The sequence below is a fragment of the Pseudomonas sp. PDM09 genome (assembly GCF_014852305.1).
In the GTDB taxonomy this organism is placed as follows: domain Bacteria; phylum Pseudomonadota; class Gammaproteobacteria; order Pseudomonadales; family Pseudomonadaceae; genus Aquipseudomonas.
The window spans coordinates 439811-464212 of the sequence record NZ_JACVBI010000003.1 but is presented as its reverse complement, the minus strand read 5'-3'; the positions used below and the strand labels follow the sequence as shown (position 1 = coordinate 464212).

Here is a 24402-nt window from a genome sequence, read left to right as displayed (position 1 = left end):
ATTCGCCCGCTAGATTTATGACGATCACTGATCAAGGCTTTGAAATGAACACCGAGCGCAACAACCCGGATAACTGCGACGACCTGCTGCTGGACAATCAGGTCTGCTTCGCCCTGCATTCCACCTCGCTGCTGATGACCAAGGTTTACAAGCCACTGCTGCAAGCGCTGGGCCTGACCTATCCGCAGTACCTGGCAATGATGGTGTTGTGGGAAAAGGATGGGCTGACGGTCGGCGAAATCAGCACCCGACTGCTGACCGATCCCGGCTCCCTCACCCCACTGCTCAAGCGCCTGGAAGCCGAAGGCCTGCTGAGCCGTACCCGCAGTCGTGAAGACGAGCGAGTAGTGATTGTCGAACTGACCGAGCAAGGCCATGCACTGCGAGACAAGGCGCGGGGTATTCCCCAGTGCATCCTCGGCGCCAGCGGACAAACGCTGGAACAGCTGAAAAAGCTGCAAGCGGATCTTCAAGCGCTGCGTAGTCATCTGCAAGACAGCCTCTGACCTCCAAAACACCACCAATCCCTTGTGGGAGCGAGCCTGCTCGCGAAAGCGGAGTGACATTCAGCATTGATGTTGATTGGCACACCGCTATAGCGAGCAGGCTCGCTCCCACATTTGTTTTGTAGCGCTCTCAAAAATCCGCTTCGCCAACCGGTCCTCGAAAAAAAATCCCCGCGAAAATCCCACCTCGAGGGCTCTAACTCGACACTTTCAATGGCGAGTGTTCACTCAGGGTCAAATTTTTTAAAAATTTATATTGCGCGCTAAATACTTGCGAGCTACATTCACCTCGCACTTACTTAGCGCACAAACATTTAGCGCAAAAATATCAAAACCCGAACGAGGCTCACACCATGCAAACTCTCTACACCGCAATCGCAACCTCCACTGGCGGCCGTGACGGTCGTGCGATCTCCAGCGACAACGTCCTCGATGTCAAACTCGCCACCCCGAAAGAACTCGGTGGTGCTGGTGGTGCGGCAACCAACCCTGAACAACTGTTCGCAGCCGGCTACTCCGCCTGCTTCATCGGCGCGCTGAAATTCGTCGCCAGCCAGACCAAACGCAAAATCCCGGACGACGCATCGATCACCGCCCATGTTGGCATCGGCCAGATCCCTGGCGGTTTCGGTCTGGACATCGACCTGCACATCAGTCTGCCGGGCCTTGAACAAGCCGACGCACAAAGCCTGGTAGAAGCCGCACACCAGGTTTGCCCGTACTCCAACGCCACCCGTGGCAACGTCGATGTGCGCCTGCACGTTACCGTCTAACTGCTGACTCCAAGGCCTGACAGGAAATGAACATGAACACTTTCAGCAACGTCTTGACCGGTACCCTCCTCGCCCTGTCCATCAACAGTGCATTCGCAGGCAATGGGGTTGAACACAACACCCAGGCGTTCCTCGATGTACTGAATGCCGGCACCGGCAAACCGATGGAACAGCTCACCCCTGCCGAAGCCCGCACGGTGTTGGTGGGCGCGCAGGCCGGGGTGAAACTGACGTTGCCCAAAGCCGACGTCAGCGAGAAGACCATCCAGGTCGACGGCCAACCGATCAGCCTGACTATCGTTCGGCCGGCCGGGGTCAAAGGCGAGCTGCCGGTGTTCATGTTCTTCCACGGCGGTGGTTGGGTGCTGGGGGATTTCCCGACCCACGAACGGCTGGTTCGGGATTTGGTAACGGGTTCGGGCGCGGCGGCGGTGTTCGTCAATTACACCCCGTCGCCGGAGGCGCATTACCCGGTGGCGATCAACCAGGCCTACGCTGCGACGAAGTGGGTGGCCGAGCACGGTAAAGAAATCAACGTTGACGGCAAACGTCTGGCCGTGGCCGGCAACAGCGTCGGTGGCAACATGGCAGCCGTGGTTGCGCTGATGGCCAAAGATAAAGGCACGCCGGCGATCAGGTATCAGGTGTTGTTGTGGCCGGTGACTGACGCCAGCTTCGAAACGGCGTCTTACAACCAGTTCGCCGAGGGGCACTTCCTCACCAAAAACATGATGAAGTGGTTCTGGGACAACTACACCACTGATGCCAAGCAACGGAACGAGATCTACGCCTCACCGCTGCGGGCGACCACTGAGCAACTCAAGGACTTGCCACCCGCGCTGGTGCAGACGGCCAGCGCCGATGTCCTGCGCGATGAAGGTGAAGCCTACGCCCGCAAACTTGACGAGGCGGGTGTGCCGGTCACGGCAGTGCGCTACAACGGCATGATCCACGACTACGGTTTGCTCAACGTAGTGAGTCAGGTGCCCGCGGTGCGTTCGGCGATGTTGCAGGCCTCTGAAGAGCTCAAGCAACACCTGAAATAAAGCAAAAAGATCGCAGCCTCGTTTCACTCGACAGCTCCTACATGGATTTTGTATTCCCCCTGTAGGAGCTGTCGAGTAAAACGAGGCTGCGATCTTTTGATCTCGATCTTCGGTCACAAAAAAGCCCGACTCAATGGTCGGGCTTTTTCATTCCTGAGACTGTGCTTATTTAGCACGGCCTTTGTAGGAACCGCCTTCGCGGGTATCGATCTCGATCATGTCGCCGATTTCGATGAAGTCAGCAACCGACAGCTCGGTACCGTTCTTCAGTTTGGCAGGCTTCATCACCTTGCCGGAAGTGTCACCGCGAGCGGAACCTTCGGTGTAGTCAACCTGACGCACGATAGTGGTCGGCAGTTCTACGGAAACCAGACGCTCTTCGAAGAAGATCGCTTCGCAAACATCGGTCATGCCTTCTTCAACGAAAGGCAGAACGGCTTCGATGTCTTCAGCGTTCAGCTCGTACATGGTGTAGTCAGTGGTGTCCATGAACGTGTAGGTGTCGCCGCTGATGAAGGACAGGGTCGCTTCTTTGCGGTCGAGGATTACGTCGTCCAGTTTGTCGTCAGCGCTGTAAACGATCTCGGTCTTGTAACCGGTCAGCAGGTTCTTCAGCTTGGTCTTCATGATCGCGCTGTTACGACCGGACTTGGTGAATTCAGCTTTCTGAACCAGCCAAGGATCGTTTTCGAGACGGATCACGGTACCGGGTTTCAGTTCTTTACCAGTTTTCATTGCGAATATCCGAATTTGGATGGGGTTTACAAAAATCTAGGCCGCGTATCATATCCAATTTAGGTAAAACTGTACCAGCGCTGCGGCAAGATCTGCCTGCAAGGCTTGTTCCAGACACCATGTCTCGGCATGTTTTTCCAGTTCAGGCCAGTGTTTGCGGGTTGATTTCCAGTGATCGGTCATTGTCTCACCTGCATTCCATGCCCGCCATAGACCGCTGATCGCCTCGCGGGCAGGCCCGGACAGGCCTTGGGTGTACAGGGCCAGGAAGGCGTCGAGCTTATCCAGATGGATATCTTCGTCCTGCCGATAGATGTGCCAGAGCAGCGGCCGGCCTGCCCATTGGGCGCGGACGAAGGAGTCTTCGCCACGCACAGCGTTGAAATCGCAGCTCCACAGCAGCAGGTCATATTGATCCTGCCGGACGAACGGCAGCACTTGCACGGTCAAGGCGCTGCGCACATGCACCGCCCCGGCCGTCAGCCCATCCACCCCGAGCCAGCGTTCGACGTCGCCGAGAATCCGCCCTTCGGGCACCAGCAGATGAGTCGGCGTCGAGTCGCCAGCCATCGCGTCGAGCCAACTGGCCAGCCCGATATTTTCGTAGGCAAACAGCGAGATCAGTTGGGCATTCGGCGCGCGATCAATTCCCAAGCCTTGCAGGAATTCTTGCTGAGCTTGCGGACTTTGCTGAAACTGCCGACGCCGCTCCAGCAATCCGCTTTCACGCAACAAGCCACCAGTGCCCTTGCGAAAGCCCGGGAAGAAAAAGAACTTCTGCACGTTCTTGTACTTCACCGATGGCAAGCCGTGGCAGCCGACGACCCAGTCTTCGGCACTCAGGTAATCGAGGTTCATCCATAGCGGCGGTTTTTCCCGTTCCGCCATGGCCTCCATATAGGCACTCGGCAACTGGCAGGCGAATGCGGCGATGACGACATCGGCGGCTTCGGTGGGCTGCCAGTCCGCCGACCATTGTCGCACCTCGACACCCTGCTGCCACTGCTGCGCAGCGTTGATGTCGATGTCCGGACACAAACGCTCGAAGGCGCGCAGATCATCGACCCACAAGCGCACCGCCATTGAATGTTCGGCCACCAGTTGTCGGGCCAGGCGCCAGGTCACACCGATGTCGCCGAAGTTGTCGACCACGGTGCAAAAAATATCCCAGCGCCAGCGGTTTTTCACTTGAGGCATTTCAGGCATTCCAGGCTCCCGTTGGCAAAGGCGCCGATTGTCCGCATAAATTACCCCGTGCAGAAGAGCCGACGGCGATTAATCTTCATGCGACAATCGCCACTTGCCCGCGACCACCCGCCAGGAGGCAGTCATGCCCTACCGTCCCAACCCGCGCCGTCCCTTGCCGATCCAGTTCAATGCACTGCAACTGACCGGCAGCATTGCCCTCGGTTTGTGGCTGGGATTCATCGCGATCGCACTGACTTGCTGGCTCGCCTGGCGCTTGTTGTTCAACGAGCAATTGGCGCCCTTGGCCCAGGCGGTGGAGCAACTGGCCAAGCCACCGGTGATTGAGCAACCCGCCTCGCAGAACCCGATGTTCGAACAGTACGAGGATCACCTGCGCAGGAATGAACAACAGCAAATGGTGGAACAGGCCAGAAGCAGCAAACACAACCTGTCCAATCCAAAATGCCAGTTCTGGCTGCAGCAGAATCAAACGGCGCCGAGCGAAAAAAGCCGCGCCAACGTCCTGCAATTCTGCGACTGATCAAGAAGCTCTCCATGCACAAGCCGACCGTCCACCAACTGATTATCGACAAGCTGCGGATCGATCTCGACCTCGCCGAACGCGCCGCGCAAACCGCCTACGAAACCGCGACCCACGAAGAAAACATAGCCGAAAACAAGTACGACACGCTGGGGCTGGAGGCGTCTTATCTGGCGGCCGGACAGGCCAGACGAGTGGAAGAAATCAGGCAGTCATTGGCCCTTTTCCAGAACCTGACATTACGGCCTTATGACGATCAGCGCGGCATCGAAGTCGGTGCACTGCTGGGCCTGGAAGACGAAAAGGGTCGCGAACAATGGCTGTTCCTGGCCCCCGACGCGGCCGGGCTGAAGATCGATCTGGTGGGGCAATGGATTACCGTCATTACCCCTCGCTCGCCGCTGGGCAAAAGCCTGCTGGGGAAGTTCGAAGGGGATGAAGTGGAGATTCTGGTGGCAGGTGCTCGGCAACAGTTTTCTGTCACCGAGGTGATCTAGCGATTAATGCACCGGCAGTTCAACGCCGTCGAACAGCTCTTCCAGTTCCTGTTTGTTGTGGCACTGAATGGCCTTGGCCATGACTTCGCGGGTCAGGTGTGGCGCGAATTTCTCGATGAAGTCGCACATGAAACCACGCAAGAAGGTGCCGCGACGGAAACCGATTTTGGTAATGCTGGATTCGAACAACTCGCTGGCATCGAGCACCACCAGATCGCTATCGAGTTTGGTGTCGACCGCCATTTTCGCCACGATGCCCACGCCCAGGCCCAGACGAACATAAGTCTTGATCACGTCGGCGTCGGCGGCGGTGAACACCACTTTGGGTGTCAGACCACGATGGCTGAAGGCTTCGTCGAGTTTTGAACGGCCGGTAAAACCGAACACGTACGTCACGATCGGGTATTCGGCCAAGGCTTCGAGAGTCAGCTTCGACAGCTTGGTCAGCGGGTGGCCTTGAGGCACGACCACGCAGCGGTTCCAGCGGTAGCACGGCATCATCACCAGGTCGCCGAACAACTCCAGCGCTTCGGTAGCGATGGCGAAATCGACGGTGCCGTCAGCGGCCATCTCGGCGATCTGCATCGGCGAACCCTGGTGCATGTGCAGGGCAACGTCCGGGTATTGCTTGATGAAATTGCTGATCACCGGTGGCAACGCATAACGCGCCTGGGTGTGCGTGGTGGCGATCGACAGGGTACCTTTTTTCTCGTTGGAGAATTCCTGGGCGATCTGCTTGATGCTTTCAACTTTGCGCAGGATTTCGCCGGCGGTGGTGATGATGCGCTCGCCAGCCGGGGTAACCCGGGTCAAGTGCTTGCCACTGCGGGCGAAAACCTCGACCCCCAATTCGTCTTCCAGCAGGCGGATCTGTTTGCTGATGCCCGGTTGCGAGGTGTAGAGGCTTTGGGCTGTAGCTGAAACGTTGAGGTCGTGGTGCGCCACTTCCCAGATGTAGCGCAATTGTTGAAGCTTCATATGAATCCCTCAAAGCAGGTAGACGCCACGGGCATCAGCGACGATATATAACTATATTAATGGTTTGATTAATAAATCTAGAACTTTTTTATCAAAACGCCATTATTCGTGTCCTAGCGATCCCCTTTGCGGCGACGTTCCATCAGCGGCACCAAATAGACCGGCACTCTGGACAGTTGCAACACGCGCGCAGCGGTTCGGCCCAATGGCGTTTCCGCGCCAGCGCCATGACTGTGACTTCCTACGATCAGCAAATCGACGGAGAGTTTCTGCGCCTGGTCGAGAATCACCTGCGACGGATCGCCCTGCAGCACCCGCACTGCCCGAATCCGTTCCAGGTCCTGCTCCCCCTCATCCCCCAGCTCTTCGCGAAAGCTGTCGAGCACCCGCTGCTCGATATTGGCAATCACCGTATTGAGGCCCTGACTGTGAAACTCGTTCAAGGCCTGCTCATCGAGGTAACTCTGAAGCACCGATTCGGCGAACAACCCCATCGGCTCAACCGCGTGCACCACATACAAGTCGGCATTGAATGTTCGAGCCAGTGCCAACGCATGCTGCATCACAAAAGGTGCGTACAGACCGAGGTCGGTGGCATACAGCATCGAATGAATCATAGGGACCTCCTTTAATGCCAACATGGCGGAGATTGATTCAGCTTAGCAGTGCCGTGGCGAGTGCGGCGTTCGGCTCAACGCATTGAACCGCAGCGCTTTAAATCGACGGCTCGTTACTGATGCCATGCGGCACGTGACCGGTGGCGACCACTTCGCGGGCCAGCTCGCAATGGCCGGCCTGGTCATCGAAAAATACGTCGGCAGCAAAGGCTTCGAGAAAAGCCGATTTGGTCAAACCGCCTAGGAACAGCGACTCGTCCAGACGGATGTCCCATTCGCGCAAGGTGCGGATCACCCGTTCATGGGCCGGCGCCGAGCGTGCAGTCACCAGTGCGGTGCGGATTGGACAGGCATCGTCGGGGAACTCGCGCTGCAAAAGGTTGAGCGCCGCGAGGAATCCTTTGAACGGCCCGCCGCGCAAAGGCTCGCGGGCGGCCTCACGCTCGCTGGCCTGAAACGCTGCAAGGCCTCCCGACTGATAGACCCGCTCCGACTCATCGGAAAACAGCACCGCGTCACCGTCGAATGCAATGCGCAATTCATCGCTGGCGGCGCGACTGGCACCGCCCGACAGAATAGTCGCTGCCGCGAAACCGGCATCCAGCGCACTGCGCACATCGTCGGAATGGGTCGAAAGAAACAGGTCGCAACCAAAGGCCTTCAGGTACGGATAAGGACTGCGCCCGCCGACAAATGCCGCACGCGAAATCGCCAAGCCATAATGATGAATCGAATTGAAAACCCGCAGGCCGGTGTCGGCGCTGTTGCGCGACACCAGGATTACCTCGACCCGGGCACGGCCGAGACTGGCGTTCAGGTTCAGGAGTTTTTCGACTAACGGGAACGCATCGCCGGGCTCGAGAATTTCGTCTTCGTGTTCGATCTGGTATTGCCGATAGGCCTCGACGCCGCTCGACAGATAAACCTTGTGGCTCTCGCTCAAGTCGAACAGTGCTCGCGAAGAAATCGCCAACACCAGTTTGTCGTCTATGCCATTGGCCATGCCCTTCCCTCTCCTTTTGGCCGACTCAGTGATTACGTCGGTCGATAAAACTCAAGCTGCGATACAAGGCTTCAATTCGCGGCAACTCACATCCCGCCGCTTTCGCCGCTGCCAGTGGCCGAGTGTAGATGGCATCCAGTTCCAGCGGTCGCTTGTGCAGGAAGTCGTGGTACATGCTCGGCCAATAGTCGGGCATTTTCTCAGTCATCATGAACAGATAATCGGCGTAACCCGGCGGCATGTCGTGACCACAGGCCTTGGCCCCCTGAACCACCTCGGTCATCAAGGCCTGAATCAGCGCGCGGCTGTCGGCATCCGTCATCAATGGCGTGGTGCTGGCCCCAAGCAGAACCGACAGGCCGTTGTAGGGGATATTCCACACCAGTTTCTGCCAGCGCGCCTGATGCAGGTTCGGCATGGCCTGGGCGTCGATGCCGGCGGCGCGAAACAACCTGGCGCCCTCTTCGACGATGTTCATGCGCGCCTGTTCATCGGCGGCGGGGCCGCTGTGATAGCCGACGTTCACCGCACCGAGCGCCTGATGGGTAATGACCCCTGGGCCGGCGCGATGGACGCAAATCAGACAGAGCCCGCCCAGCAGGTGCAGCGAGTCGGGGAGCAACTCGCGCAGACTGTCTTCAACGTCCAGGCCATTTTGCAGCAACAGCACTTTGGCATCAGGCGCCGCGGCTTGAATAATGGCGGGGGCCAGGTCCGCGTTACTGGTGGTTTTGGCGCCCACCAGCAACCAGTCGCACGGCGGCATGTCGGTAGCCGACGAATAAGCCTGAACCGGGTTCAGGACCAGCGGCCCCAACGACGCATGATCAAGATGCAAGCCGCGTTCGGCCACCGCTGAAAACTCACTGCGCAACAGGAAATGCACATCGAAGCCGGCACGCGCGAGCATCAGCCCGTAGAAACCACCGATCGCGCCGGTTCCGATAATGCCGATTGTCGGTTTGGTCCCTGTATCTGTCATGGCAACTCCTCTGCTTTTCGACTCAGCGCCTGACCCACGGCTTCGTTGAGCGCTGTGCGGGTCAAACGCGACTGTAGTGCCCCAAAGAATTCACCGTCGCGCACTACAAACAGCGCCGGCAAATGAAAGACCCGATAACGCTCGACCACGCCACCATTGTTCCCGGCATCGATCCAGCACAGTCGATCGACCGCCAGATCGAGCGTGGGCAATTGCTCACGGGCAAAACGGCAACTCGCGCAGCCGACGCTGGTAAAGATCACCAGGGAAATGCCGTTCATCGCCAACAGCCGTTGGTCGGCGTCGAAATCGGTCAGTTCCGATTCGACCACTATACTGGGAGAAACGATGTCAGATGGCCGACACAGGGAGTCCGTGTTCATGGGACGTTATCTTCCTCATCCTGACGATGTACCCGTCGAATTGACGTTGCTCAAACATGAGTGCATTTCGCGGCAACAGCTGCACACTATCAGCCTCGGCGGCGTGGCTTGCAATTACCACCGCGGATGGCGAAGGGGCACCGCACTTCAAGTGCGCATGCCGACCCTGAGCACCACAATCTGTTACTTGGGCTATGTGGCGTGGTGCCTGCGACGAAAACGCAGCTACCTGGTGGGCATCGCTTTTGTCGACGAACAGACCCTGTTCAGCGCGCGAATGGGTGAGCAGGTTTGCCAGATCGAACGTTACTGCCGTCAGCACGAACTCCAAAGCGAACAGGTGAACAACCAGACCCTGGCCCTCGAATGGGTCCAGCTGCACGCCAACGAGTTCTCCCACGACACGGTTCGCAAGGCATTTGCATAGGTAATGCTGGATTAAACCGGTGTCTGCCCATTGTCGAGCCACGGTGTAACGCGCTAAGGTTCGGCTCCCCGACGCGCTTAATTTGCTGTGCTCCGCCGCGCGGGTTCGCTGGCGGCCGGCACCCGTGACCTGACGAGTAAACGATGGCTGATTTACCGATCAACGACCTTAACGTCGCCTCCAACGAGACCCTGATCACTCCCGATCAGCTCAAGCGTGATATCCCTCTGAGCGACGCTGCCCTGCGCACCGTCACCAAGGGCCGCGAAGTCATTCGCAACATTCTTGATGGCACCGACCACCGCCTGTTCGTCGTGATCGGGCCGTGCTCGATCCATGACATCAAGGCTGCCCACGAATACGCCGAGCGTCTGAAAGCGCTCGCGGCCGAAGTGTCCGATACCTTGTATCTGGTCATGCGTGTGTATTTCGAGAAACCACGCACCACCGTCGGCTGGAAAGGCCTGATCAACGACCCGTACCTGGACGACTCGTTCAAGATTCAGGATGGCCTGCACATTGGTCGTCAGTTGCTGCTGGACCTGGCCGAAATGGGCCTGCCGACCGCAACCGAAGCCCTTGACCCGATCTCCCCGCAATACTTGCAGGACCTGATCAGCTGGTCGGCGATCGGTGCACGCACCACCGAATCCCAGACTCACCGTGAAATGGCTTCCGGCCTGTCCTCGGCTGTCGGCTTCAAGAACGGCACCGATGGCGGCCTCACAGTGGCCATCAACGCCTTGCAATCGGTCTCCAGCCCGCACCGCTTCCTGGGCATCAACCAGGAAGGTGGCGTGTCGATCGTCACCACTAAGGGCAACGCCTACGGTCACGTGGTGTTGCGCGGTGGTAATGGCAAACCGAACTACGATTCGGTCAGCGTCGCGCTCTGCGAGCAAGCGCTGAACAAGGCGAAGATCAAGCCGAACATCATGGTCGATTGCAGCCACGCCAACTCCAACAAGGACCCGGCCCTGCAACCGCTGGTGATGGAGAACGTCGCCAACCAGATCCTCGAAGGCAACCAGTCGATCATCGGCCTGATGGTCGAGAGTCACCTGAACTGGGGCTGCCAGGCGATCCCGAAAGACCTCGCCGACCTGCAATACGGCGTGTCGATCACCGATGCCTGCATCGACTGGACCGCCACCGAAAACACCTTGCGCAGCATGCACGCCAAGCTCAAGGATGTGTTGCCTAAACGCGATCGCAGCTGATCACCGTTTCACGCATAAAAAAACGCCAGGTTTGAACCTGGCGTTTTTTTATGCGTTCGCTTTGTTCACAGCTTGGCGGCATGCCGCGCGTGACGCTCCATGTAGCGCTCCACATAGGAACACGATGGAATGACTGTGTAGCCCATTTCCTCGGCGTATTGCAGTGCCTGCTCGGTCAACGCCGCCGCGATGCCGCGACCACGCAGTGCGTTGGGCACAAAGGTACGATAAATATCCAGGGTCTGTTTTCCCAGATCCATATAGGTCAGGTAGGCACGATAACCGTCCACAGTGGTCTCGAACTGATGACCAGCCTGGTCATGGTGGATGGACAACGCCTCGCTCATCACTACTCCTCGCGGGTCTTTAATTCTGACCCCTACCTTACCGATGTTTTTCCGGCGAAGGAACATCTACGCCACCCTGTGCCTGAATGAGCACCGAGAGCAACACCAATCTCGCGCAACCGAGCACGTATCAAATAGTAGGCACCATTGGGCAGAAATGCTCAAGGGACGCTCGTCATGCTGGTAGGCGGATGTTGCTTGGGTAATGCAGGGGCGGCCTGACCGGAATCTTCCCGAGTCGAGCCTGAACATTGCCGGATATTGCGACTTAAGACGAGCGCCCTTTGTTTAAGTCACCTCAACATGGATAAAGATATGAGAGCCGCTGCGCAAAATCCGAACAAAAGTGTGGACGATTCCATCTAGACAGACTTTAGTCGAGACTGAAAAACAGCTGCCGAGGTGGGGAACTTTTCTTTGGCGGCTCGCTCAGCTCGGGCCTCGCAGCTGGATATTTTTTATACAATGCAGTTAAAAGTTGCTCGAAAAAGAATCAACGCCTACAATTTTTTTTGCTTCTTGCTCTACGTCAGTTTACTTACTACAAGTAATGGGTAGTATGTACGCCGGCTATTTCCTCACTCTGAGGAGACAGCTACTTAATAGAAAGTCCTTGAAGGGGAACACGATGAACAACGTTCTGAAATTCTCTGCTCTGGCTCTGGCCGCAGTTCTGGCTACCGGTTGCAGCAGCGTATCGAAAGAAACCGAAGCACGTCTGACTGCTACTGAAGACGCAGCAGCTCGCTCCCAGGCTCGTGCAGACGAAGCTTACCGTAAAGCTGATGAAGCTCTGGCTGCTGCTCAAAAAGCACAACAGACTGCTGACGAAGCTAACGAGCGTGCTCTGCGCATGCTGGAAAAAGCTAGCCGCAAGTAATAGTCCTTCGGGATTGTTATCAAGCCGACCCATTTTTTGGGTCGGCTTTTTATTGCCCGCTGTTTCTGCAGGCCATAAAAAACCCGCCGACGCGGCCTGCGTCGGCGGGTTCCTTTAAAGCATTACTGCTGCAGGTCGATCGGCGCACTCGTTACCATCGATTCCGACGCATTCGGCACAGCGATTTCCACCGGCAGGCCATCTTCAGCGGCAACCACGTCACGCACCACATCCCAGTTCATGCGCAAGTTGTTGGTGATGTCCTCACGCTTGAGCATCGCGTTGATGACTGCGGTGTGCTTGTCGACCACCGAAGGGTTGCCCGAATCGTCCAGCGGCGTGTGCGCTTCCAGATAAACCTTGCCGGCGCTGAGGCCGAACTTGTATGGATCGTTGATGATCCGCACCGACGTCCCGACCGGCACCATGCTGGCCATTTCCAGCACGTTGTTGTTGAACATGCGGAAGCAGCCGTGGCTGGTGCGCATGCCGATACCGAATTTCTTGTTCGAACCGTGGATCAAGTAGCCCGGAGTGCCAAGCGTGAACTTGAACGGCCCCAGCGGGTTGTCTGGGCCGGCCGGCACCACGTTCGGCAGTGGATCGCCATCAGCGGCGTGCTCGGCCTTGATCGACGCTGGAGGCGTCCAGGTCGGGTTCGGCGTCTTGGCGGTGATGGTGGTATGGGCAATCGGCGAGCCCCACCCTTCACGGCCGATACCCAGCGGGAAGGTGTACACCACGTCCCGGCCTTTCGGGAAATAGTAGAGACGGTATTCAGCCAGGTTGATGACGATGCCTTCACGGGGGCCCGGCGGCAGGATGAAACGCGTCGGCAAGACGATTTCGGTCCCGGCGCCCGGCAGCCATGGATCGACCCCAGGGTTGGCCGCGACCATTTCCGAGTAGCCCAGATCGTAGGTGGTGCCAAGGTCGGCGAAGGTGTCTTCGTACTTGGCCTTGATCACTTGCACCTGGCCGATGATGTCTTCACCGGGAGGTGGCAGGGGTAGCTCCAATGCTGCTACCGGACCCGCGACACAGAGGGCGGCAAGAGACAGGCAGCGGGTGACGGCGGGAAAGCGCGGCAACATCCGGAAAATCCTTCGCATGATCGACAAGGGTATAAAAACGGGATTGTACACCGCTGCCCGTTATTTCGGGGAGACGTAAAGACCTGCGGTTGGGGGATCTGCGGTTGGAGGCTTGCCACAGGGAGCCCCCTCACCACAGGGCCCTAAAGCTCGAACCGCAACTCAGGCCAGATCGGCGAGGTGCCGCGTTTTTGCGACTCCAGAATGGCCCGGCACAGCGAGCACAGGCGCTGGTCCTGGAACACGGTACGGTCGACGCTCGACCAGCGCGGCTGCGCCGGCAACAGGCTGCCGCACAAGGTTCGGTCCACCGAGCCGCCCAACTCCAACTGACGAGTCACCAGATGCACGCGCACTTCCTGGCAGGCGAACAGATCCAGCTGTTCGTCAGGCTCGATCAGTTGGTAGGCAAATAGGGACCAGGCAGGACGCGGCATCGGGGGCTCCAAATCGGGGGCGCCACCTTAGCCGAAACACCGCCGCTAGAAAAGCGTCAAAGCAGCGGTTTCAGTGTCGGCCAGACATTTTCCAGCAACTTGTCCTGAGCCGCCGCAGCCGGGTGCAGGCCGTCGCCTTGCATCAGGTCCGGATGACCGCCCACACCGTCGAGAAAAAACGGCACCAGCGGGATCTTTTTCTCATCGGCCACCTTGGTGAAAACCTCGGCAAAGGCCTGGGTGTAACGCACACCGTAATTGGGCGGCAATTGCATGCCCAGCAACAGCACCTTGGCGCCACTGACGCGGGAGCTGTCGATCATCGACGCAAGATTTTGTTGCAATTGTGTTGGCGGCATTCCGCGCAGGCCGTCATTACCTCCCAACTCGAGGATAACCAGCTCAGGCTTATGCTCTGCAAGCAGCGCCGGCAGGCGCGCCCGGCCTCCGGCGCTGGTGTCGCCGCTGATGGATGCATTGACCACCTTATCGTCGAAACCTTCGCGCTTGAGCCGTTGCTCGAGCAACGACACCCACCCCAAGCGGGTATCCAGGCCGAAACCGGCGCTGATACTATCGCCAACGATCAGGACTGTACCCGCCGCTGCGTTCTGGGCCATGCACATCAAGGCCAGGCCAGCACTCAAAAACCACACACGCATCGGATTCTCCATGGGCGCAAGCATTCTCACCGCGAAGAACCTTAGCAAAGTGGTTCCGAGCGCGGAAGGTGAACTGACTATCCTGCACGAACTCAGCCTGGAACTGAACAAGGGCGATAGCCTGGCCATCGTCGGCGCCTCCGGTTCCGGCAAATCCACCCTCCTGGGCCTGCTCGCTGGCCTCGATCTGCCGAGCAGCGGTGAAGTCACCCTCGCCGGGCAAGGCCTGAGCAATCTCGATGAAGACCAACGCGCACGCATCCGCGCCGAGCATGTGGGGTTTGTTTTTCAATCATTCCAGCTGCTCGACAGTCTCAACGCTTTGGAAAACGTCATGCTGCCGCTGGAACTCGATGGCCGCAAAGACGCCCGTGAGCGCGCCACCGAACTGCTGCAACGGGTCGGTCTGGGCCAACGCCTGACCCACTCGCCGCGCCAGCTATCCGGTGGTGAACAGCAGCGCGTAGCGATTGCCCGGGCCTTCGCCGCCGAGCCCGACGTGCTGTTCGCCGATGAGCCCACCGGCAACCTCGACAGCCACACCGGCGAGCGCATCAGCGATTTGCTGTTCGAACTCAACCAGGAAAGCGGCACGACCCTGGTGCTGGTGACCCACGATGAACGCCTGGCACATCGCTGCCGGCGCCTGATCCGCCTTGAAGCCGGCCTGCTGGTCGCCCCTCTGGAGCCTTGATGGCACGCTTGCCGCTGTTGCGCCTGTTCAGTATCGCCCTGCGCCAATTATGGCGCGATGCCCGTGCCGGTGAGTTGCGCGTTTTGTTCTTCGCCTTGCTGGTGGCCGTGGCGGCGAGTACTGCAATCGGTTACTTCGGTGCCCGCCTGAACGGCGCCATGATGCTGCGCGCCACCGAGTTTCTCGGTGCCGACCTGGTACTCGAAGGCAGTTCACCGGCGCGACCGGAACAGATCAGAAGCGGCACGGAGTTGGGCCTTGAACACGCTAAAGTGGTGGAGTTTTCCAGTGTCATCGCCACCGACAACGGCATTCAGCTGTCCAGTATCAAAGCCGCCGATGACGTCTACCCATTGCGTGGCGAACTGAAAAGCGCCCCCGCGCCCTTCGCGCCGGAAGAACCCGGTGGCGGTCCCAAACCCGGCGAAGCCTGGGTCGAAGCGCGGCTGCTGACCGCACTGGACTTGAAGATCGGCGACAGCATCGACGTCGGCATGAAAACCCTGACGCTGGCCAGAGTGCTGACCTACGAGCCGGATCGCGCCGGCAATTTCTACAGCCTGACGCCACGGGTGCTGATCAACTTCAGCGACCTTGAGGCAACCGGCGTGGTGCAACCCGGCAGCCGGGTCAGTTACCGCGAACTCTGGCGCGGCAACGCCTCGGCGCTGGAAACCTATCGGCAGCTGATCAAGCCAGGCCTGGCGGCCAACCAGCGTATCCAGGATGCTCGCGATGGCAATCGGCAGATCGGCGGCGCCCTGGGCAAGGCTGAACGTTATTTGAACATGGCCAGTCTGGTGGCGGTGTTGCTGTCCGGCGTGGCGGTGGCGTTGTCGGCGACACGCTTCGCCACCCGCCGATTCGATGCCAGCGCATTGCTGCGCTGCCTGGGCCTGTCCCGTCGGGAAACCATGGTGCTATTCAGTCTGCAACTGACCGTACTCGGATTGCTCGCCAGCATCAGCGGCGCCCTGCTCGGCTGGCTGGCGCAGCTCGGGCTGTTTGCACTGCTGCGTGATTTATTGCCGACCGATGTTCCACCGGGTGGCCTGCTGCCGGCCATCGCGGGGATCGGCACCGGGCTGGTGGCGCTGGCCGGTTTCGCCCTGCCACCATTGGCCGCTTTGGGTCGAGTGCCACCGTTGCGCGTGTTGCGGCGCGACATGCTGCCGATTCCGTCCAGCAGCTGGATAGTTTATGGCGCGGCATTGGGCGCCCTCGGTCTGATCATGTGGCGCTTGAGCCTGGACCTGTTGCTGACTTTCGCCCTGCTCGGCGGCGGTGTGATCGCGGCACTGGTGCTGGGCGGCTTGCTGTTGCTGCTACTGAAAAGCCTGCGCCGGATGCTGGCGCGCGCCGAATTGCCATGGCGCCTCGGGTTGGGCCAACTGCTGCGCCATCCACTGGCGGCGGCCGGTCAAGCCCTGGCCTTCGGTTTGATTCTGCTGTCCATGGCACTGATCGCTTTGCTGCGTGGCGAGTTGCTCGACACCTGGCAAAACCAGTTGCCAAAAAATGCCCCGAACTACTTCGCCCTGAACATTCTGCCGGCGGACAAACAGGCCTTTACCGATCGACTGATGGAGTTGTCGGCACAATCGGCGCCGCTGTACCCGGTGGTGCCGGGACGGCTGATCAGCGTCAATGGCGAGCCGGTGCAGGACATCGTCAGCAAGGATTCGGCCGGTGATCGAGCCATTCAACGCGATCTGAGCCTGACCTGGGCGGCCGACCTGCCGGAGGGCAACAAACTCACCGCCGGCAACTGGTGGGATCAGCAACCATCGGATGAAATACCGGGAGTATCGGTGGAAGGTAAAGTCGCCGAAAGCCTCAAGCTCAAGCTCGGCGATCACATGGTATTCACCGTTGGCGGGGTCAATCGGGAAGCGAAAGTCACCAGTCTGCGGGAAGTCAACTGGGACAACTTCCAGCCGAACTTTTTCATGATCTTCCAGCCCGGCACCCTGAAGGACTTGCCGGCGACCTACCTGACCAGTTTCTACCTGGCGCCCGGTCACGATCAGCAGATCGTCGATCTGTCCCGAAGCTTTCCAGCAGTGACCATTCTGCAAGTCGAAGCCTTGCTGGCGCAGCTGCGCAGCATTCTCGGCCAGGTCACCCTGGCAGTGGAATATGTGCTGTTGTTTGTGCTGGCGGCGGGCATGGCGGTGCTGTTCTCCGGTTTGCAGGCAACGCTGGATGAACGCATTCGCCAAGGTGCATTGCTGCGAGCGCTGGGTGCCGAACGACAGTTACTGGTCAGGGCTCGGCGGATCGAGTTCGGCCTGCTCGGCGCGGTCAGCGGGTTGTTGGCGGCACTGGGTTCGGAATTGGTGAGCCTGGTGCTCTACCGTTATGCCTTCGACCTGCCTTGGCACCCGCATCCATGGCTGTTGGTGTTGCCGCTGATCGGCGCCGTGCTGATCGGCGGTGCCGGTGTGTTCGGCACGCGTCGCGCCTTGAACGCCAGCCCCCTGACAGTCTTGCGCGAGGGTTGATAAACTCAAGCACTCTGATCACGTATTCAACCACAAGAAGTCGCCATGAGCCGTTATCGCCCTCCCCGCACCGCTGGCACCGCGCTGATCACCCCCGAAGGTGAAGCGCGGATGCGGGCCGAGTTTCATGAACTCTGGCATGTGCGCCGACCGCAAGTGACGCAATCGGTCAGCGAGGCGGCGGCACAGGGCGATCGCTCGGAAAACGCCGAGTACACCTATGGCAAAAAGATGCTGCGCGAGATCGACAGTCGCGTGCGTTTTCTCACCAAACGGCTGGAAGCACTGAAGGTCGTCAGCGAGAAGCCCAGCGATCCGAACAAAGTCTATTTTGGCGCCTGGGTCACCATTGAAGATGAAGAAGGCAAAGAGTCGCGCTATCGCATCGTCGGGCCAGATGAACTGGACTTGAAACAAGGGCTGATCAGCATCGACTCGCCGCTGGCACGCGCCCTGATCGGCAAAGCGCTGGACGCCGAAGTTCGAGTGCAAACACCGACTGGCGAACAATGCGTTTATATTATAGACATCAATTACCCGTAACACCCTACCTACAACTTCGAAACAATAAGCTGCAAACACCCCCGCCTTCCAGCTTGACTTAAAAACAACAAAGAACAACTATCAAGCCGCCAGACAGCCCGACTACTGACAATCTTGTTGGCGGATGCCTGTCTCACTTACTCAGTTAACTTTATTCAAAGGAATGAATACCATGCTTGATCGCTGGATGAACAATACGCTACATATCGGAAACTTGCGTATCGACGAACTTATTCTGCCGGGGTCGCATGACTCAGGCTATGACAAAAAAGCGCCGAACGCATTTTCACCTCAAGAGATCACACAAGATGTCAGCCCTCAGGAGCAAGTGGCCGCCGGCGTACGGGTGCTGGACCTAAGGGTAGAGTTCTATAGCGACAAGCCTGTCGGCCGGGCACACCGCTTCCAGATTTTCCACATGACGTCGTCCGGACGCACGGTCAGCGTCGATATTCTAGACATGGTGAATGACTTCTACGATACGCCTTCAACCAAATCGGCCCGGGCGCGGGAAGTTTTCATTCTGGACTTTCACGAGTTCAAGAACTTTACCCCACAGGCTCATCAGGAGTTGCGTGAACTTATCAATAGTAAAATCGGTTACAGATCCATCTCTAAAGATCTGCGCCACTTGACGCTTGACCAACTATGGAGTCAACATCCAGGAAAAACGGTCGTCGTTGCTTATAATCATTTCATTCAAAACTCCGACTTCTGGCCCGGAGTGGAACAAAAATGGTCTGGCAAAAATCTCATAACCACCCAACAATTAAAAGCCTTTATGGACGAGGTCGCCACGCAATACAAACCTTCTTATGTGCTGCGTTCAATACAATGCGCCAAATACGTTTTACCACTCTTTGTACCCGACGATTTCAGCAACAAAATAGACACTTGGTTTGAATCGAATGACGAAAATAGTTATATCCAGAAGTTCTTCATTATCAATACCGATTGGACAACCCGCAGTCGAATTGTCCTGAACTGCTTGCACGCCAATCAATTTCGCGGCAGGCAAAAAAAACGCCCACAATGACACGCAGGCCTCTTTCAGCGGCGAGTAATCAGCCCTTGGCGAGCCACGCGAGTCAGCTGCCTGATCACTTCAGGCGCATCCTCGGCGTCGGGTGCCAGAATCACCGCCAGATCGAAGCTGTCGTTGGCAAACCGTGCCAGTGACTCGCCGTCGTCGACAAACTGAATCAGGAAGGCAGCAGGCCCACCGGTACGACGTGGCCAGCCGTCGAGGTAACGCAAAAGCGTCGGCTGATGTTTGCCGCCAAGCAGGATTTTTGGATTGCGCTGGGTGAGGTGTGCCGTAATCGGCGCGGGGCGTATAACGGGGCTTAATGCATTCATTGTGTCGTGTCTCTGCCTCAAAAGTCTGCATGGCAGGTGAGAGGCAACACCGAACCAGCGCTTTAGCGGTATTTCGAAGCCTGTTTCAAGCTTCTATCGGCAACTGAATGAGTCACCTGGCGCCCCGCAAGTAGCTGTTTAAATCGGCGCATGGGCAGCATCCTAGAGAAGCTGACCGGACAGTGTCAAGAATCACCAGCAACAAAAAAGGCCTGCACAGTGCGTCGCACAATGCAGGCCTTTTCGTTGAGCCAGGGCAGTCAGTTGGTGATGGCGCGGTCTACCGACAGTTTGCCTGCACCTTCGATCAGCACCGCGAGGCTGCCACCAAGCAAAGCCAGGGCGAACTCATAACCGTTGTTAGCCATGAACAGACCGTTGCTGATGTGCACCGTGAAAATAGCCACCAGTGAAAGGAAGGTCAGCCCCAGCGCTGCCGGGCGTACCAGCAGACCGATGATCAGTGCCAGGCCGCCGAAGAATTCGGTACCACCGGCCAGGATCGCCATCACATTGCCCGGCGCCAATCCAATGCTTTCCATGTACTGCGCAGTGCCGGCAATGCCGTAGCCGCCGAATGCCCCAAAGAGTTTCTGTGAGCCATGGGCTGCGAAGATGATGCCGACGAAAATACGCAGAATCGTCAGACCGTAGCCCGCGCGAGTGAACAGTACCTTGTTGATCAGAGTGCTCATGCTGTGTCATCCATTGTGAGTGTGTGTTGGTTGGCCGCTATATTAATCAGTAAAACTCATGTTAAAAGCGCAAAAAACGCACCATAACAATCAGCTTAGTCGATCATTTCCGTGAGGCCACTTTTTGCCCCTGGGGCTCCAACGACTCCCGCTCCCGATCGAACGCCAAGTAATACTTGTTCACGCTATTAACATAGCTGACAGCCCCCATTCCCACCTGCTCCATGGCAATGCGCTCGACCTGGAAGAACCACTGGTTAGGATTCAAGCCGCGTCGCCGAGCCTCGGCGCGCATGCCTTGAACCCGCTCCGGTCCCATGTTGTAGGCCGCCAGCACGAACGCCATGCGCTCGCGCTCATTGAGTTTGGGGCTGGCAAAAAACTTGCGGCGGATCATCGCCAGGTACTTGGCGCCGGCCTGCACATTGGCGTCGAGGTTTTGAATATTACTCACGCCAACCCGTTGGGCGGCGGACGGGGTGATTTGCATCAGGCCGGTGGGGCCGCTACCGCTTCTGGCATTGGGTTGCAGCGCCGACTCCTTGAAGGCCAGCGCTGCCAGGTTCAGCCAGTCCATGCCTTGAGCTTCGGCATGTTTTTGCAGTACTGGTCGAAGTTTTTCCAGGCGCTGCCGATCGGCCTTGGCCAAGGGATAGTGCACTTGATACAGGCGTCGATAGATTCGCAGGAACGCTGCATCCTGGTCCGACGGTTTCTTGTAAGTCGTCAGGAAGCGATCGATGCTCGAACGCAGCATCGAGGCGTCGCGACGCACGAACCAGTATTCCTCCCCTGGCTCGCTGATCATGACCTGTCGATCGAAGCGCAATTTGGGCAGGATCTTGCCCCAGCGCTCGGCAATCGGTTGCTCGACAATCGTCAGATGAAAGATCCCGCCCTGGACCATTTCCAGAACGTCCTCGACCGCCAGGCTGGGATCGACCCACTCGATCTTCACCGGAGGCAGTTTGTGCAGCGCGAGTTTCTGATTGATCTGACTGACCGCATCCCCGGCGGCACTGCCGGTGGGCAGCGCAAGGGTTTTGCCCGAGAGTTGTTCCAGACGGGTGTAACGTCGTTCGCCTTTAATCCCCACCAGCAGCAACGGCACATTGCTGGCAATCGGTTGACTGGTGCTGACCGCGAGGCCCGATTGCGGATCGAGTAATTCCCCCGGCGCGACCAAGTCACCCTCCCCGCGCTGCAACGCGCCGAGCAGTTGATCCTTGGCCTTGGGAATGATCTTGAGGGTGATTTCCTGGCCATCGCGGGCATGGCCATTGAGGTACTGTTCGAACGCGCGCAGGCGGTGGTATTCGACGCCGATGGCCTGGCCCTGGACTTCACCGGAGCTGTTGCGGCTCTGGTTGACCAACACCCGCAACACGCGGCCGCTGCGAATCTCCGCCAGGTCGCGGACCTTGGCCGCCGGCACGGCTTGCAACGGCCCGGCCAGACGTGCAACCGCCGGCATGGGCAGCAGCAACGAGCAACACAGCAGTAACAAAACCGAGGGACGAATCATCCACTCTCCGGAAAGAATACGGGTCGACTTCATGGATGATTTCATGACGTCGAGCGACAGAAACAGAGCGCCTGAAGCGCCGGCAAAGTGCGTGAGAGTGGCACAGTGATGGCAAATTACCAACCCGACCTGCCTCGCGGCCTCAACAGACAGCTTTAACTGGTTGTAGTTCTTGGCTTTTCTTATAAATCCACAGCTCTGATATGCTTTCCGGCCTTTGGTCCGAGGTAGCACCATGCAACTCATCGATATCGGCGTCAACCTGACCAACCCCAGTTTCGCCGACAAACACCAGGCTGTACTTGACCGTGCCTATGCTGCCGGGGTCTGCCAATTGGTGCTCACCGGGACCAGCGTCGAGGGCAGTGAACAGGCGCTGGAGCTGTGCCAGCAACTGGACGAAAGCGCTCAACGGCTGTTCGCTACGGCAGGTATTCACCCACATTCGGCCAGCGACTGGAACGCCGACAGTGATCAGCGTCTGCGCAGTTTGCTCAAGGAGCCGAACGTGGTGGCCGTGGGTGAATGCGGCCTCGATTTCAATCGTGATTTCTCGCCCCGCCCGCAACAGGAAAAAGTCTTGGAAGAACATCTGGCGATGGCGGTCGAACTGCAATTGCCGGTGTTCCTGCATGAGCGCGATGCCAGCCAACGATTGCTGGAGATCCTGCGTGATTACCGCGACCAGTTGCCAGCCGCCGTGGTGCACTGCTTCACCGGTGAAAAGAAGGCGCTGTTCAGCTACCTCGATCTGGATCTGCACATTGGCATCACTGGCTGGATTTGTGACGAGCGCCGGGGTACACACCTGCATCCACTGGTCAAAGAGATTAAACGCGGGCGCTTGATGCTGGAGAGCGATGCGCCGTATCTGCTGCCCCGCAGTTTGCGCCCCAAGCCGAAGAATGGCCGCAACGAGCCGGCGTATCTGACTGAAGTGTTGCGTGAGGTGGCGTTGCATCGTGGGGAAAGCCAGGAAGACCTGGCAAACCACACCACAGCATGCGCACGGGCATTCTACGGGTTGCCTTCGATTCCCCAATAACCACAATTCCCTGTGGGAGCGAGCCTGCTCGCGATGGTGGCACCTGCAGCATTCATGTTGCTGACAGACCGCTATCGCGAGCAGGCTCGCTCCCACATTTGGATAGGCTGTGCTCGTTGACCTGCATCAACATCTGAATCCCTGCATAGCGGCACAATACTGGCACCTTGCCAAAACTGTTTCCGCTATCAGAGAAGACCTCCATGGGTGCCTGGCTTAGCAACATCTCGCTGAAATACAAATTCTGGGCGGTCAACGCCGTTGCCTTCGTCACCACCCTGTTGCTAGTGCTGTACGCCGTGCAGCTTGAACAACAGGCCCGCAGCCAAGCCGTCCAGGCTTCGGCTCAGGCCCAGGCGCGATTGCTCGATGCCTGGCCTGCCGGGCAGCCGCTGCCCAAGGTCGATAACCTGCTGACCTTCAATCGCGGACAGGCGCCGTTACTGAATGGGCAACCGCTGCTGGAGCTGACCGATACCAATGGTTGGGTCGAGATCAACGCTATGCCGCTGTTCGGTGAAAACCCGTTGATGGGCGCCGAGGTACTCACTCGCCCCGATGGTCAACAAATCGCGGTGATTGCCCATGGCCCGAGCCTGAGCCAAGTGTTCGGCGAACGCTTCACCCACTATGCGGTAGCGGTATTCATCCTGATGCTGGCAATGCTTGGCGCGTCGCAACTGTTGATCCGCTTCCTGCTCAGCCAGCTCAATACATTGAAAGACGTGATGCTCCATGTCGAGAAAAGCGGCGACCTGTCGGCCCGTGTGCCGCTGGCTTGCAAGGATGAAGTCGGGCAGATGGCCAACGCTTTCAACGCCATGCAGGCCGGTTACCAGCGGGTGGTCAACACCGTCGCCAACACCGCCCGGCAACTGGACGTCGGTGCCGCGCGGCTGGCCTCGAGCATGAACGAGGTGCGCCACGGCATGCTCGGTCAGCAAAGCGAAACCGATCAGGCCGCCACAGCGATCAACGAAATGACCGCCACGGTCCATCACATCGCCCAACATGCCGGCGCCACCCGCGACCTCTCGCAAACCGCCGACACCCTGGCCGGCAGCGGCCAGGAAGTGGTCAGACGGGTGCAGAAATCAATTGGCGGGTTGTCCACCGGCGTGCAGCAAACGGCCGAGATGATTCAGCGTCTGGCCGAGGACAGCCAGAAGATCAACGGCGTGGTCAGCGTGATCCACAGCATCGCCGAACAGACCAACCTGCTGGCCCTTAACGCGGCCATCGAAGCGGCCCGGGCCGGGGAAATGGGTCGCGGGTTTGCGGTGGTCGCCGATGAGGTGCGTAACCTGGCCAAGCGAGTCCAGGCGTCCACCGACGAAATCACCACCATGGTTTCAGCGCTGCAGGCCGGCACTCGGGACGCCGTGGATTTCATGCAGGAAAGCTCGTACAAGGCGGACGACTGCATGCAGCAGGCTCAGGAAGCCAGTGTGGCCCTGGCCGAAATCACCGGAGCGGTGGCGCAGATGCGTGAAAGCAATACGCAGATCGCAGTGGCGGCCGAGCAGCAGAGCCATGTGGCGGAGGAAATGAATCGGGCGGTGGTGAGCATTCGCGACGTCACCGAGGATACCGTGCAGCAGACCGTGAATTCGGCGATCACCAGCAATGAGTTGGCGATGTTGGCGGGGGAATTGAACAAGGCCATAGGTCAGCTGAAACTGTGACGGCCCCATCGCGGGCAAGCCCGCTCCCACAGGATT

General features: G+C 58.4%; 28 protein-coding genes. 14 read left to right on the top strand and 14 right to left on the bottom strand.

Features of this window, described 5'->3' with window-relative positions; all coding sequences use genetic code 11:
* The first annotated feature begins 44 nt into the window (after nt 1-44).
* The 3 genes from IB250_RS10820 (at nt 45) to IB250_RS10810 (ending at nt 2325) form a co-directional block, all read left to right on the top strand.
* Nucleotides 45-506 carry a MarR family winged helix-turn-helix transcriptional regulator gene (locus IB250_RS10820; protein WP_192344150.1) on the top strand — a complete coding sequence of 154 codons (462 nt, stop codon included), beginning with the start codon at nt 45-47 and terminating at the stop codon, nt 504-506.
* 353 nt (nt 507-859) lie between these two features.
* Nucleotides 860-1279 carry an organic hydroperoxide resistance protein gene (locus tag IB250_RS10815; protein WP_008009416.1) on the top strand — a complete coding sequence of 140 codons (420 nt, stop codon included), beginning with the start codon at nt 860-862 and terminating at the stop codon, nt 1277-1279.
* Nucleotides 1280-1311: 32 nt separating this feature from the next.
* Nucleotides 1312-2325: an alpha/beta hydrolase gene (locus tag IB250_RS10810; RefSeq protein WP_192344081.1), complete on the top strand. Its 1014-nt coding sequence runs from the start codon at nt 1312-1314 to the stop codon at nt 2323-2325.
* A gap of 165 nt (nt 2326-2490) precedes the next feature.
* Here IB250_RS10810 and IB250_RS10805 read toward each other — a convergent pair whose 3' ends face one another.
* Nucleotides 2491-3060, bottom strand: a complete 570-nt coding sequence (locus IB250_RS10805; RefSeq protein WP_007943632.1) for an elongation factor P — start codon at nt 3058-3060, stop codon at nt 2491-2493.
* Between the two features lie 48 nt (nt 3061-3108).
* Nucleotides 3109-4266: an elongation factor P maturation arginine rhamnosyltransferase EarP gene (earP, locus tag IB250_RS10800; protein WP_192344080.1), complete on the bottom strand. Its 1158-nt coding sequence runs from the start codon at nt 4264-4266 to the stop codon at nt 3109-3111.
* A 124-nt stretch (nt 4267-4390) separates the two neighbouring features.
* Here earP and IB250_RS10795 point away from each other — a divergent pair, with 124 nt between their 5' ends.
* Together IB250_RS10795 and IB250_RS10790 are read left to right on the top strand one after the other, a co-directional pair.
* Nucleotides 4391-4789 carry a hypothetical protein gene (locus tag IB250_RS10795; RefSeq protein WP_008075695.1) on the top strand — a complete coding sequence of 133 codons (399 nt, stop codon included), beginning with the start codon at nt 4391-4393 and terminating at the stop codon, nt 4787-4789.
* A gap of 14 nt (nt 4790-4803) precedes the next feature.
* Entirely contained in the window at nt 4804-5286 is a 483-nt protein-coding gene (locus IB250_RS10790) for a GreA/GreB family elongation factor (protein ID WP_192344079.1), read from the top strand.
* Nucleotides 5287-5289: 3 nt separating this feature from the next.
* Here IB250_RS10790 and cysB read toward each other — a convergent pair whose 3' ends face one another.
* From cysB to IB250_RS10765, 5 genes are all read right to left on the bottom strand, one after another.
* Complete coding sequence (cysB, locus tag IB250_RS10785; protein ID WP_007899921.1) at nt 5290-6264, bottom strand: HTH-type transcriptional regulator CysB; 975 nt, start codon at nt 6262-6264, stop codon at nt 5290-5292.
* A 113-nt stretch (nt 6265-6377) separates the two neighbouring features.
* Entirely contained in the window at nt 6378-6881 is a 504-nt protein-coding gene (locus IB250_RS10780; RefSeq protein ID WP_007899922.1) for a universal stress protein, read from the bottom strand.
* Nucleotides 6882-6978: 97 nt separating this feature from the next.
* Nucleotides 6979-7884, bottom strand: a complete 906-nt coding sequence (locus IB250_RS10775; RefSeq protein WP_008075703.1) for a 5'-nucleotidase — start codon at nt 7882-7884, stop codon at nt 6979-6981.
* Between the two features lie 25 nt (nt 7885-7909).
* Nucleotides 7910-8866: a putative 2-dehydropantoate 2-reductase gene (locus IB250_RS10770; protein ID WP_192344078.1), complete on the bottom strand. Its 957-nt coding sequence runs from the start codon at nt 8864-8866 to the stop codon at nt 7910-7912.
* Nucleotides 8863-9249 carry a thioredoxin family protein gene (locus IB250_RS10765; protein ID WP_192344077.1) on the bottom strand — a complete coding sequence of 129 codons (387 nt, stop codon included), beginning with the start codon at nt 9247-9249 and terminating at the stop codon, nt 8863-8865. Before IB250_RS10765 ends, IB250_RS10770 begins: the two co-directional genes overlap by 4 nt.
* Between IB250_RS10765 and IB250_RS10760 the strand changes: the two genes are divergently transcribed.
* Together IB250_RS10760 and IB250_RS10755 are read left to right on the top strand one after the other, a co-directional pair.
* On the top strand, nt 9248-9676 hold the full coding sequence (locus tag IB250_RS10760; protein ID WP_192344076.1) for a PilZ domain-containing protein: 429 nt from the start codon (nt 9248-9250) through the stop codon (nt 9674-9676). The two genes, IB250_RS10765 and IB250_RS10760, sit on opposite strands and share 2 nt — an antisense overlap.
* A gap of 143 nt (nt 9677-9819) precedes the next feature.
* Nucleotides 9820-10896, top strand: a complete 1077-nt coding sequence (locus tag IB250_RS10755) for a 3-deoxy-7-phosphoheptulonate synthase (protein WP_007899930.1) — start codon at nt 9820-9822, stop codon at nt 10894-10896.
* A 65-nt stretch (nt 10897-10961) separates the two neighbouring features.
* On the opposite strand, the gene IB250_RS10750 is transcribed toward IB250_RS10755, so the two are convergent.
* Entirely contained in the window at nt 10962-11243 is a 282-nt protein-coding gene (locus tag IB250_RS10750) for a GNAT family N-acetyltransferase (protein ID WP_007899932.1), read from the bottom strand.
* A 628-nt stretch (nt 11244-11871) separates the two neighbouring features.
* Between IB250_RS10750 and oprI the strand changes: the two genes are divergently transcribed.
* Entirely contained in the window at nt 11872-12123 is a 252-nt protein-coding gene (gene oprI, locus IB250_RS10745; protein WP_003172710.1) for an outer membrane lipoprotei OprI, read from the top strand.
* 122 nt (nt 12124-12245) lie between these two features.
* Here the strand turns inward: oprI and IB250_RS10740 are convergent, their stop codons facing one another.
* The 3 genes from IB250_RS10740 to IB250_RS10730 all read right to left on the bottom strand — a co-directional run bounded on the left by IB250_RS10740 (nt 12246) and on the right by IB250_RS10730 (nt 14316).
* Nucleotides 12246-13217, bottom strand: coding sequence for a L,D-transpeptidase family protein (locus tag IB250_RS10740; RefSeq protein WP_192344075.1), 972 nt, complete (start codon nt 13215-13217; stop codon nt 12246-12248).
* Nucleotides 13218-13360: 143 nt separating this feature from the next.
* Nucleotides 13361-13654, bottom strand: a complete 294-nt coding sequence (locus IB250_RS10735) for a hypothetical protein (RefSeq protein WP_008075246.1) — start codon at nt 13652-13654, stop codon at nt 13361-13363.
* 56 nt (nt 13655-13710) lie between these two features.
* The gene (locus IB250_RS10730; protein ID WP_192344074.1) at nt 13711-14316 is read right to left on the bottom strand and encodes an arylesterase; all 606 of its coding nucleotides are present in this window, start codon (nt 14314-14316) and stop codon (nt 13711-13713) included.
* Between the two features lie 10 nt (nt 14317-14326).
* Here IB250_RS10730 and IB250_RS10725 point away from each other — a divergent pair, with 10 nt between their 5' ends.
* From IB250_RS10725 to IB250_RS10710, 4 genes are all read left to right on the top strand, one after another.
* On the top strand, nt 14327-15010 hold the full coding sequence (locus IB250_RS10725; protein WP_007899869.1) for an ABC transporter ATP-binding protein: 684 nt from the start codon (nt 14327-14329) through the stop codon (nt 15008-15010).
* Nucleotides 15010-17514 carry an ABC transporter permease gene (locus IB250_RS10720; protein WP_192344073.1) on the top strand — a complete coding sequence of 835 codons (2505 nt, stop codon included), beginning with the start codon at nt 15010-15012 and terminating at the stop codon, nt 17512-17514. Before IB250_RS10725 ends, IB250_RS10720 begins: the two co-directional genes overlap by 1 nt.
* A gap of 45 nt (nt 17515-17559) precedes the next feature.
* A complete protein-coding gene (gene greB, locus IB250_RS10715) occupies nt 17560-18057 on the top strand; it encodes a transcription elongation factor GreB (protein WP_123501220.1) in 498 nt (165 codons plus the stop codon).
* A 172-nt stretch (nt 18058-18229) separates the two neighbouring features.
* Nucleotides 18230-19093 carry a hypothetical protein gene (locus tag IB250_RS10710; protein ID WP_192344072.1) on the top strand — a complete coding sequence of 288 codons (864 nt, stop codon included), beginning with the start codon at nt 18230-18232 and terminating at the stop codon, nt 19091-19093.
* A gap of 14 nt (nt 19094-19107) precedes the next feature.
* On the opposite strand, the gene IB250_RS10705 is transcribed toward IB250_RS10710, so the two are convergent.
* The 3 genes from IB250_RS10705 to IB250_RS10695 all read right to left on the bottom strand — a co-directional run bounded on the left by IB250_RS10705 (nt 19108) and on the right by IB250_RS10695 (nt 21636).
* Nucleotides 19108-19416: a class I SAM-dependent methyltransferase gene (locus IB250_RS10705; protein ID WP_192344071.1), complete on the bottom strand. Its 309-nt coding sequence runs from the start codon at nt 19414-19416 to the stop codon at nt 19108-19110.
* A gap of 260 nt (nt 19417-19676) precedes the next feature.
* Nucleotides 19677-20111, bottom strand: a complete 435-nt coding sequence (locus IB250_RS10700) for a DoxX family protein (RefSeq protein WP_192344070.1) — start codon at nt 20109-20111, stop codon at nt 19677-19679.
* Between the two features lie 103 nt (nt 20112-20214).
* Nucleotides 20215-21636, bottom strand: a complete 1422-nt coding sequence (locus tag IB250_RS10695; RefSeq protein ID WP_192344149.1) for a transglycosylase SLT domain-containing protein — start codon at nt 21634-21636, stop codon at nt 20215-20217.
* A 235-nt stretch (nt 21637-21871) separates the two neighbouring features.
* Here IB250_RS10695 and IB250_RS10690 point away from each other — a divergent pair, with 235 nt between their 5' ends.
* Both IB250_RS10690 and IB250_RS10685 read left to right on the top strand, forming a co-directional pair.
* Nucleotides 21872-22681, top strand: a complete 810-nt coding sequence (locus IB250_RS10690; protein WP_008071698.1) for a TatD family hydrolase — start codon at nt 21872-21874, stop codon at nt 22679-22681.
* Nucleotides 22682-22884: 203 nt separating this feature from the next.
* Nucleotides 22885-24366: a methyl-accepting chemotaxis protein gene (locus IB250_RS10685; RefSeq protein WP_192344069.1), complete on the top strand. Its 1482-nt coding sequence runs from the start codon at nt 22885-22887 to the stop codon at nt 24364-24366.
* Nucleotides 24367-24402: the final 36 nt, after the last annotated feature.

What these genes read in the sequence shown, in the direction of transcription:
- IB250_RS10820 (WP_192344150.1), top strand. Translation starts at nt 45, where the DNA reads ATGAACACCGAGCGCAACAACCCGGATAACTGCGACGACCTGCTGCTG.
- IB250_RS10815 (WP_008009416.1), top strand. Translation starts at nt 860, where the DNA reads ATGCAAACTCTCTACACCGCAATCGCAACCTCCACTGGCGGCCGTGAC.
- IB250_RS10810 (WP_192344081.1), top strand. Translation starts at nt 1,312, where the DNA reads ATGAACACTTTCAGCAACGTCTTGACCGGTACCCTCCTCGCCCTGTCC.
- IB250_RS10805 (WP_007943632.1), bottom strand. Translation starts at nt 3,060, where the DNA reads ATGAAAACTGGTAAAGAACTGAAACCCGGTACCGTGATCCGTCTCGAA.
- earP (WP_192344080.1), bottom strand. Translation starts at nt 4,266, where the DNA reads ATGCCTGAAATGCCTCAAGTGAAAAACCGCTGGCGCTGGGATATTTTT.
- IB250_RS10795 (WP_008075695.1), top strand. Translation starts at nt 4,391, where the DNA reads ATGCCCTACCGTCCCAACCCGCGCCGTCCCTTGCCGATCCAGTTCAAT.
- IB250_RS10790 (WP_192344079.1), top strand. Translation starts at nt 4,804, where the DNA reads ATGCACAAGCCGACCGTCCACCAACTGATTATCGACAAGCTGCGGATC.
- cysB (WP_007899921.1), bottom strand. Translation starts at nt 6,264, where the DNA reads ATGAAGCTTCAACAATTGCGCTACATCTGGGAAGTGGCGCACCACGAC.
- IB250_RS10780 (WP_007899922.1), bottom strand. Translation starts at nt 6,881, where the DNA reads ATGATTCATTCGATGCTGTATGCCACCGACCTCGGTCTGTACGCACCT.
- IB250_RS10775 (WP_008075703.1), bottom strand. Translation starts at nt 7,884, where the DNA reads ATGGCCAATGGCATAGACGACAAACTGGTGTTGGCGATTTCTTCGCGA.
- IB250_RS10770 (WP_192344078.1), bottom strand. Translation starts at nt 8,866, where the DNA reads ATGACAGATACAGGGACCAAACCGACAATCGGCATTATCGGAACCGGC.
- IB250_RS10760 (WP_192344076.1), top strand. Translation starts at nt 9,248, where the DNA reads ATGGGACGTTATCTTCCTCATCCTGACGATGTACCCGTCGAATTGACG.
- IB250_RS10765 (WP_192344077.1), bottom strand. Translation starts at nt 9,249, where the DNA reads ATGAACACGGACTCCCTGTGTCGGCCATCTGACATCGTTTCTCCCAGT.
- IB250_RS10755 (WP_007899930.1), top strand. Translation starts at nt 9,820, where the DNA reads ATGGCTGATTTACCGATCAACGACCTTAACGTCGCCTCCAACGAGACC.
- IB250_RS10750 (WP_007899932.1), bottom strand. Translation starts at nt 11,243, where the DNA reads ATGAGCGAGGCGTTGTCCATCCACCATGACCAGGCTGGTCATCAGTTC.
- oprI (WP_003172710.1), top strand. Translation starts at nt 11,872, where the DNA reads ATGAACAACGTTCTGAAATTCTCTGCTCTGGCTCTGGCCGCAGTTCTG.
- IB250_RS10740 (WP_192344075.1), bottom strand. Translation starts at nt 13,217, where the DNA reads ATGTTGCCGCGCTTTCCCGCCGTCACCCGCTGCCTGTCTCTTGCCGCC.
- IB250_RS10735 (WP_008075246.1), bottom strand. Translation starts at nt 13,654, where the DNA reads ATGCCGCGTCCTGCCTGGTCCCTATTTGCCTACCAACTGATCGAGCCT.
- IB250_RS10730 (WP_192344074.1), bottom strand. Translation starts at nt 14,316, where the DNA reads ATGCGTGTGTGGTTTTTGAGTGCTGGCCTGGCCTTGATGTGCATGGCC.
- IB250_RS10725 (WP_007899869.1), top strand. Translation starts at nt 14,327, where the DNA reads ATGGGCGCAAGCATTCTCACCGCGAAGAACCTTAGCAAAGTGGTTCCG.
- IB250_RS10720 (WP_192344073.1), top strand. Translation starts at nt 15,010, where the DNA reads ATGGCACGCTTGCCGCTGTTGCGCCTGTTCAGTATCGCCCTGCGCCAA.
- greB (WP_123501220.1), top strand. Translation starts at nt 17,560, where the DNA reads ATGAGCCGTTATCGCCCTCCCCGCACCGCTGGCACCGCGCTGATCACC.
- IB250_RS10710 (WP_192344072.1), top strand. Translation starts at nt 18,230, where the DNA reads ATGCTTGATCGCTGGATGAACAATACGCTACATATCGGAAACTTGCGT.
- IB250_RS10705 (WP_192344071.1), bottom strand. Translation starts at nt 19,416, where the DNA reads ATGAATGCATTAAGCCCCGTTATACGCCCCGCGCCGATTACGGCACAC.
- IB250_RS10700 (WP_192344070.1), bottom strand. Translation starts at nt 20,111, where the DNA reads ATGAGCACTCTGATCAACAAGGTACTGTTCACTCGCGCGGGCTACGGT.
- IB250_RS10695 (WP_192344149.1), bottom strand. Translation starts at nt 21,636, where the DNA reads ATGATTCGTCCCTCGGTTTTGTTACTGCTGTGTTGCTCGTTGCTGCTG.
- IB250_RS10690 (WP_008071698.1), top strand. Translation starts at nt 21,872, where the DNA reads ATGCAACTCATCGATATCGGCGTCAACCTGACCAACCCCAGTTTCGCC.
- IB250_RS10685 (WP_192344069.1), top strand. Translation starts at nt 22,885, where the DNA reads ATGGGTGCCTGGCTTAGCAACATCTCGCTGAAATACAAATTCTGGGCG.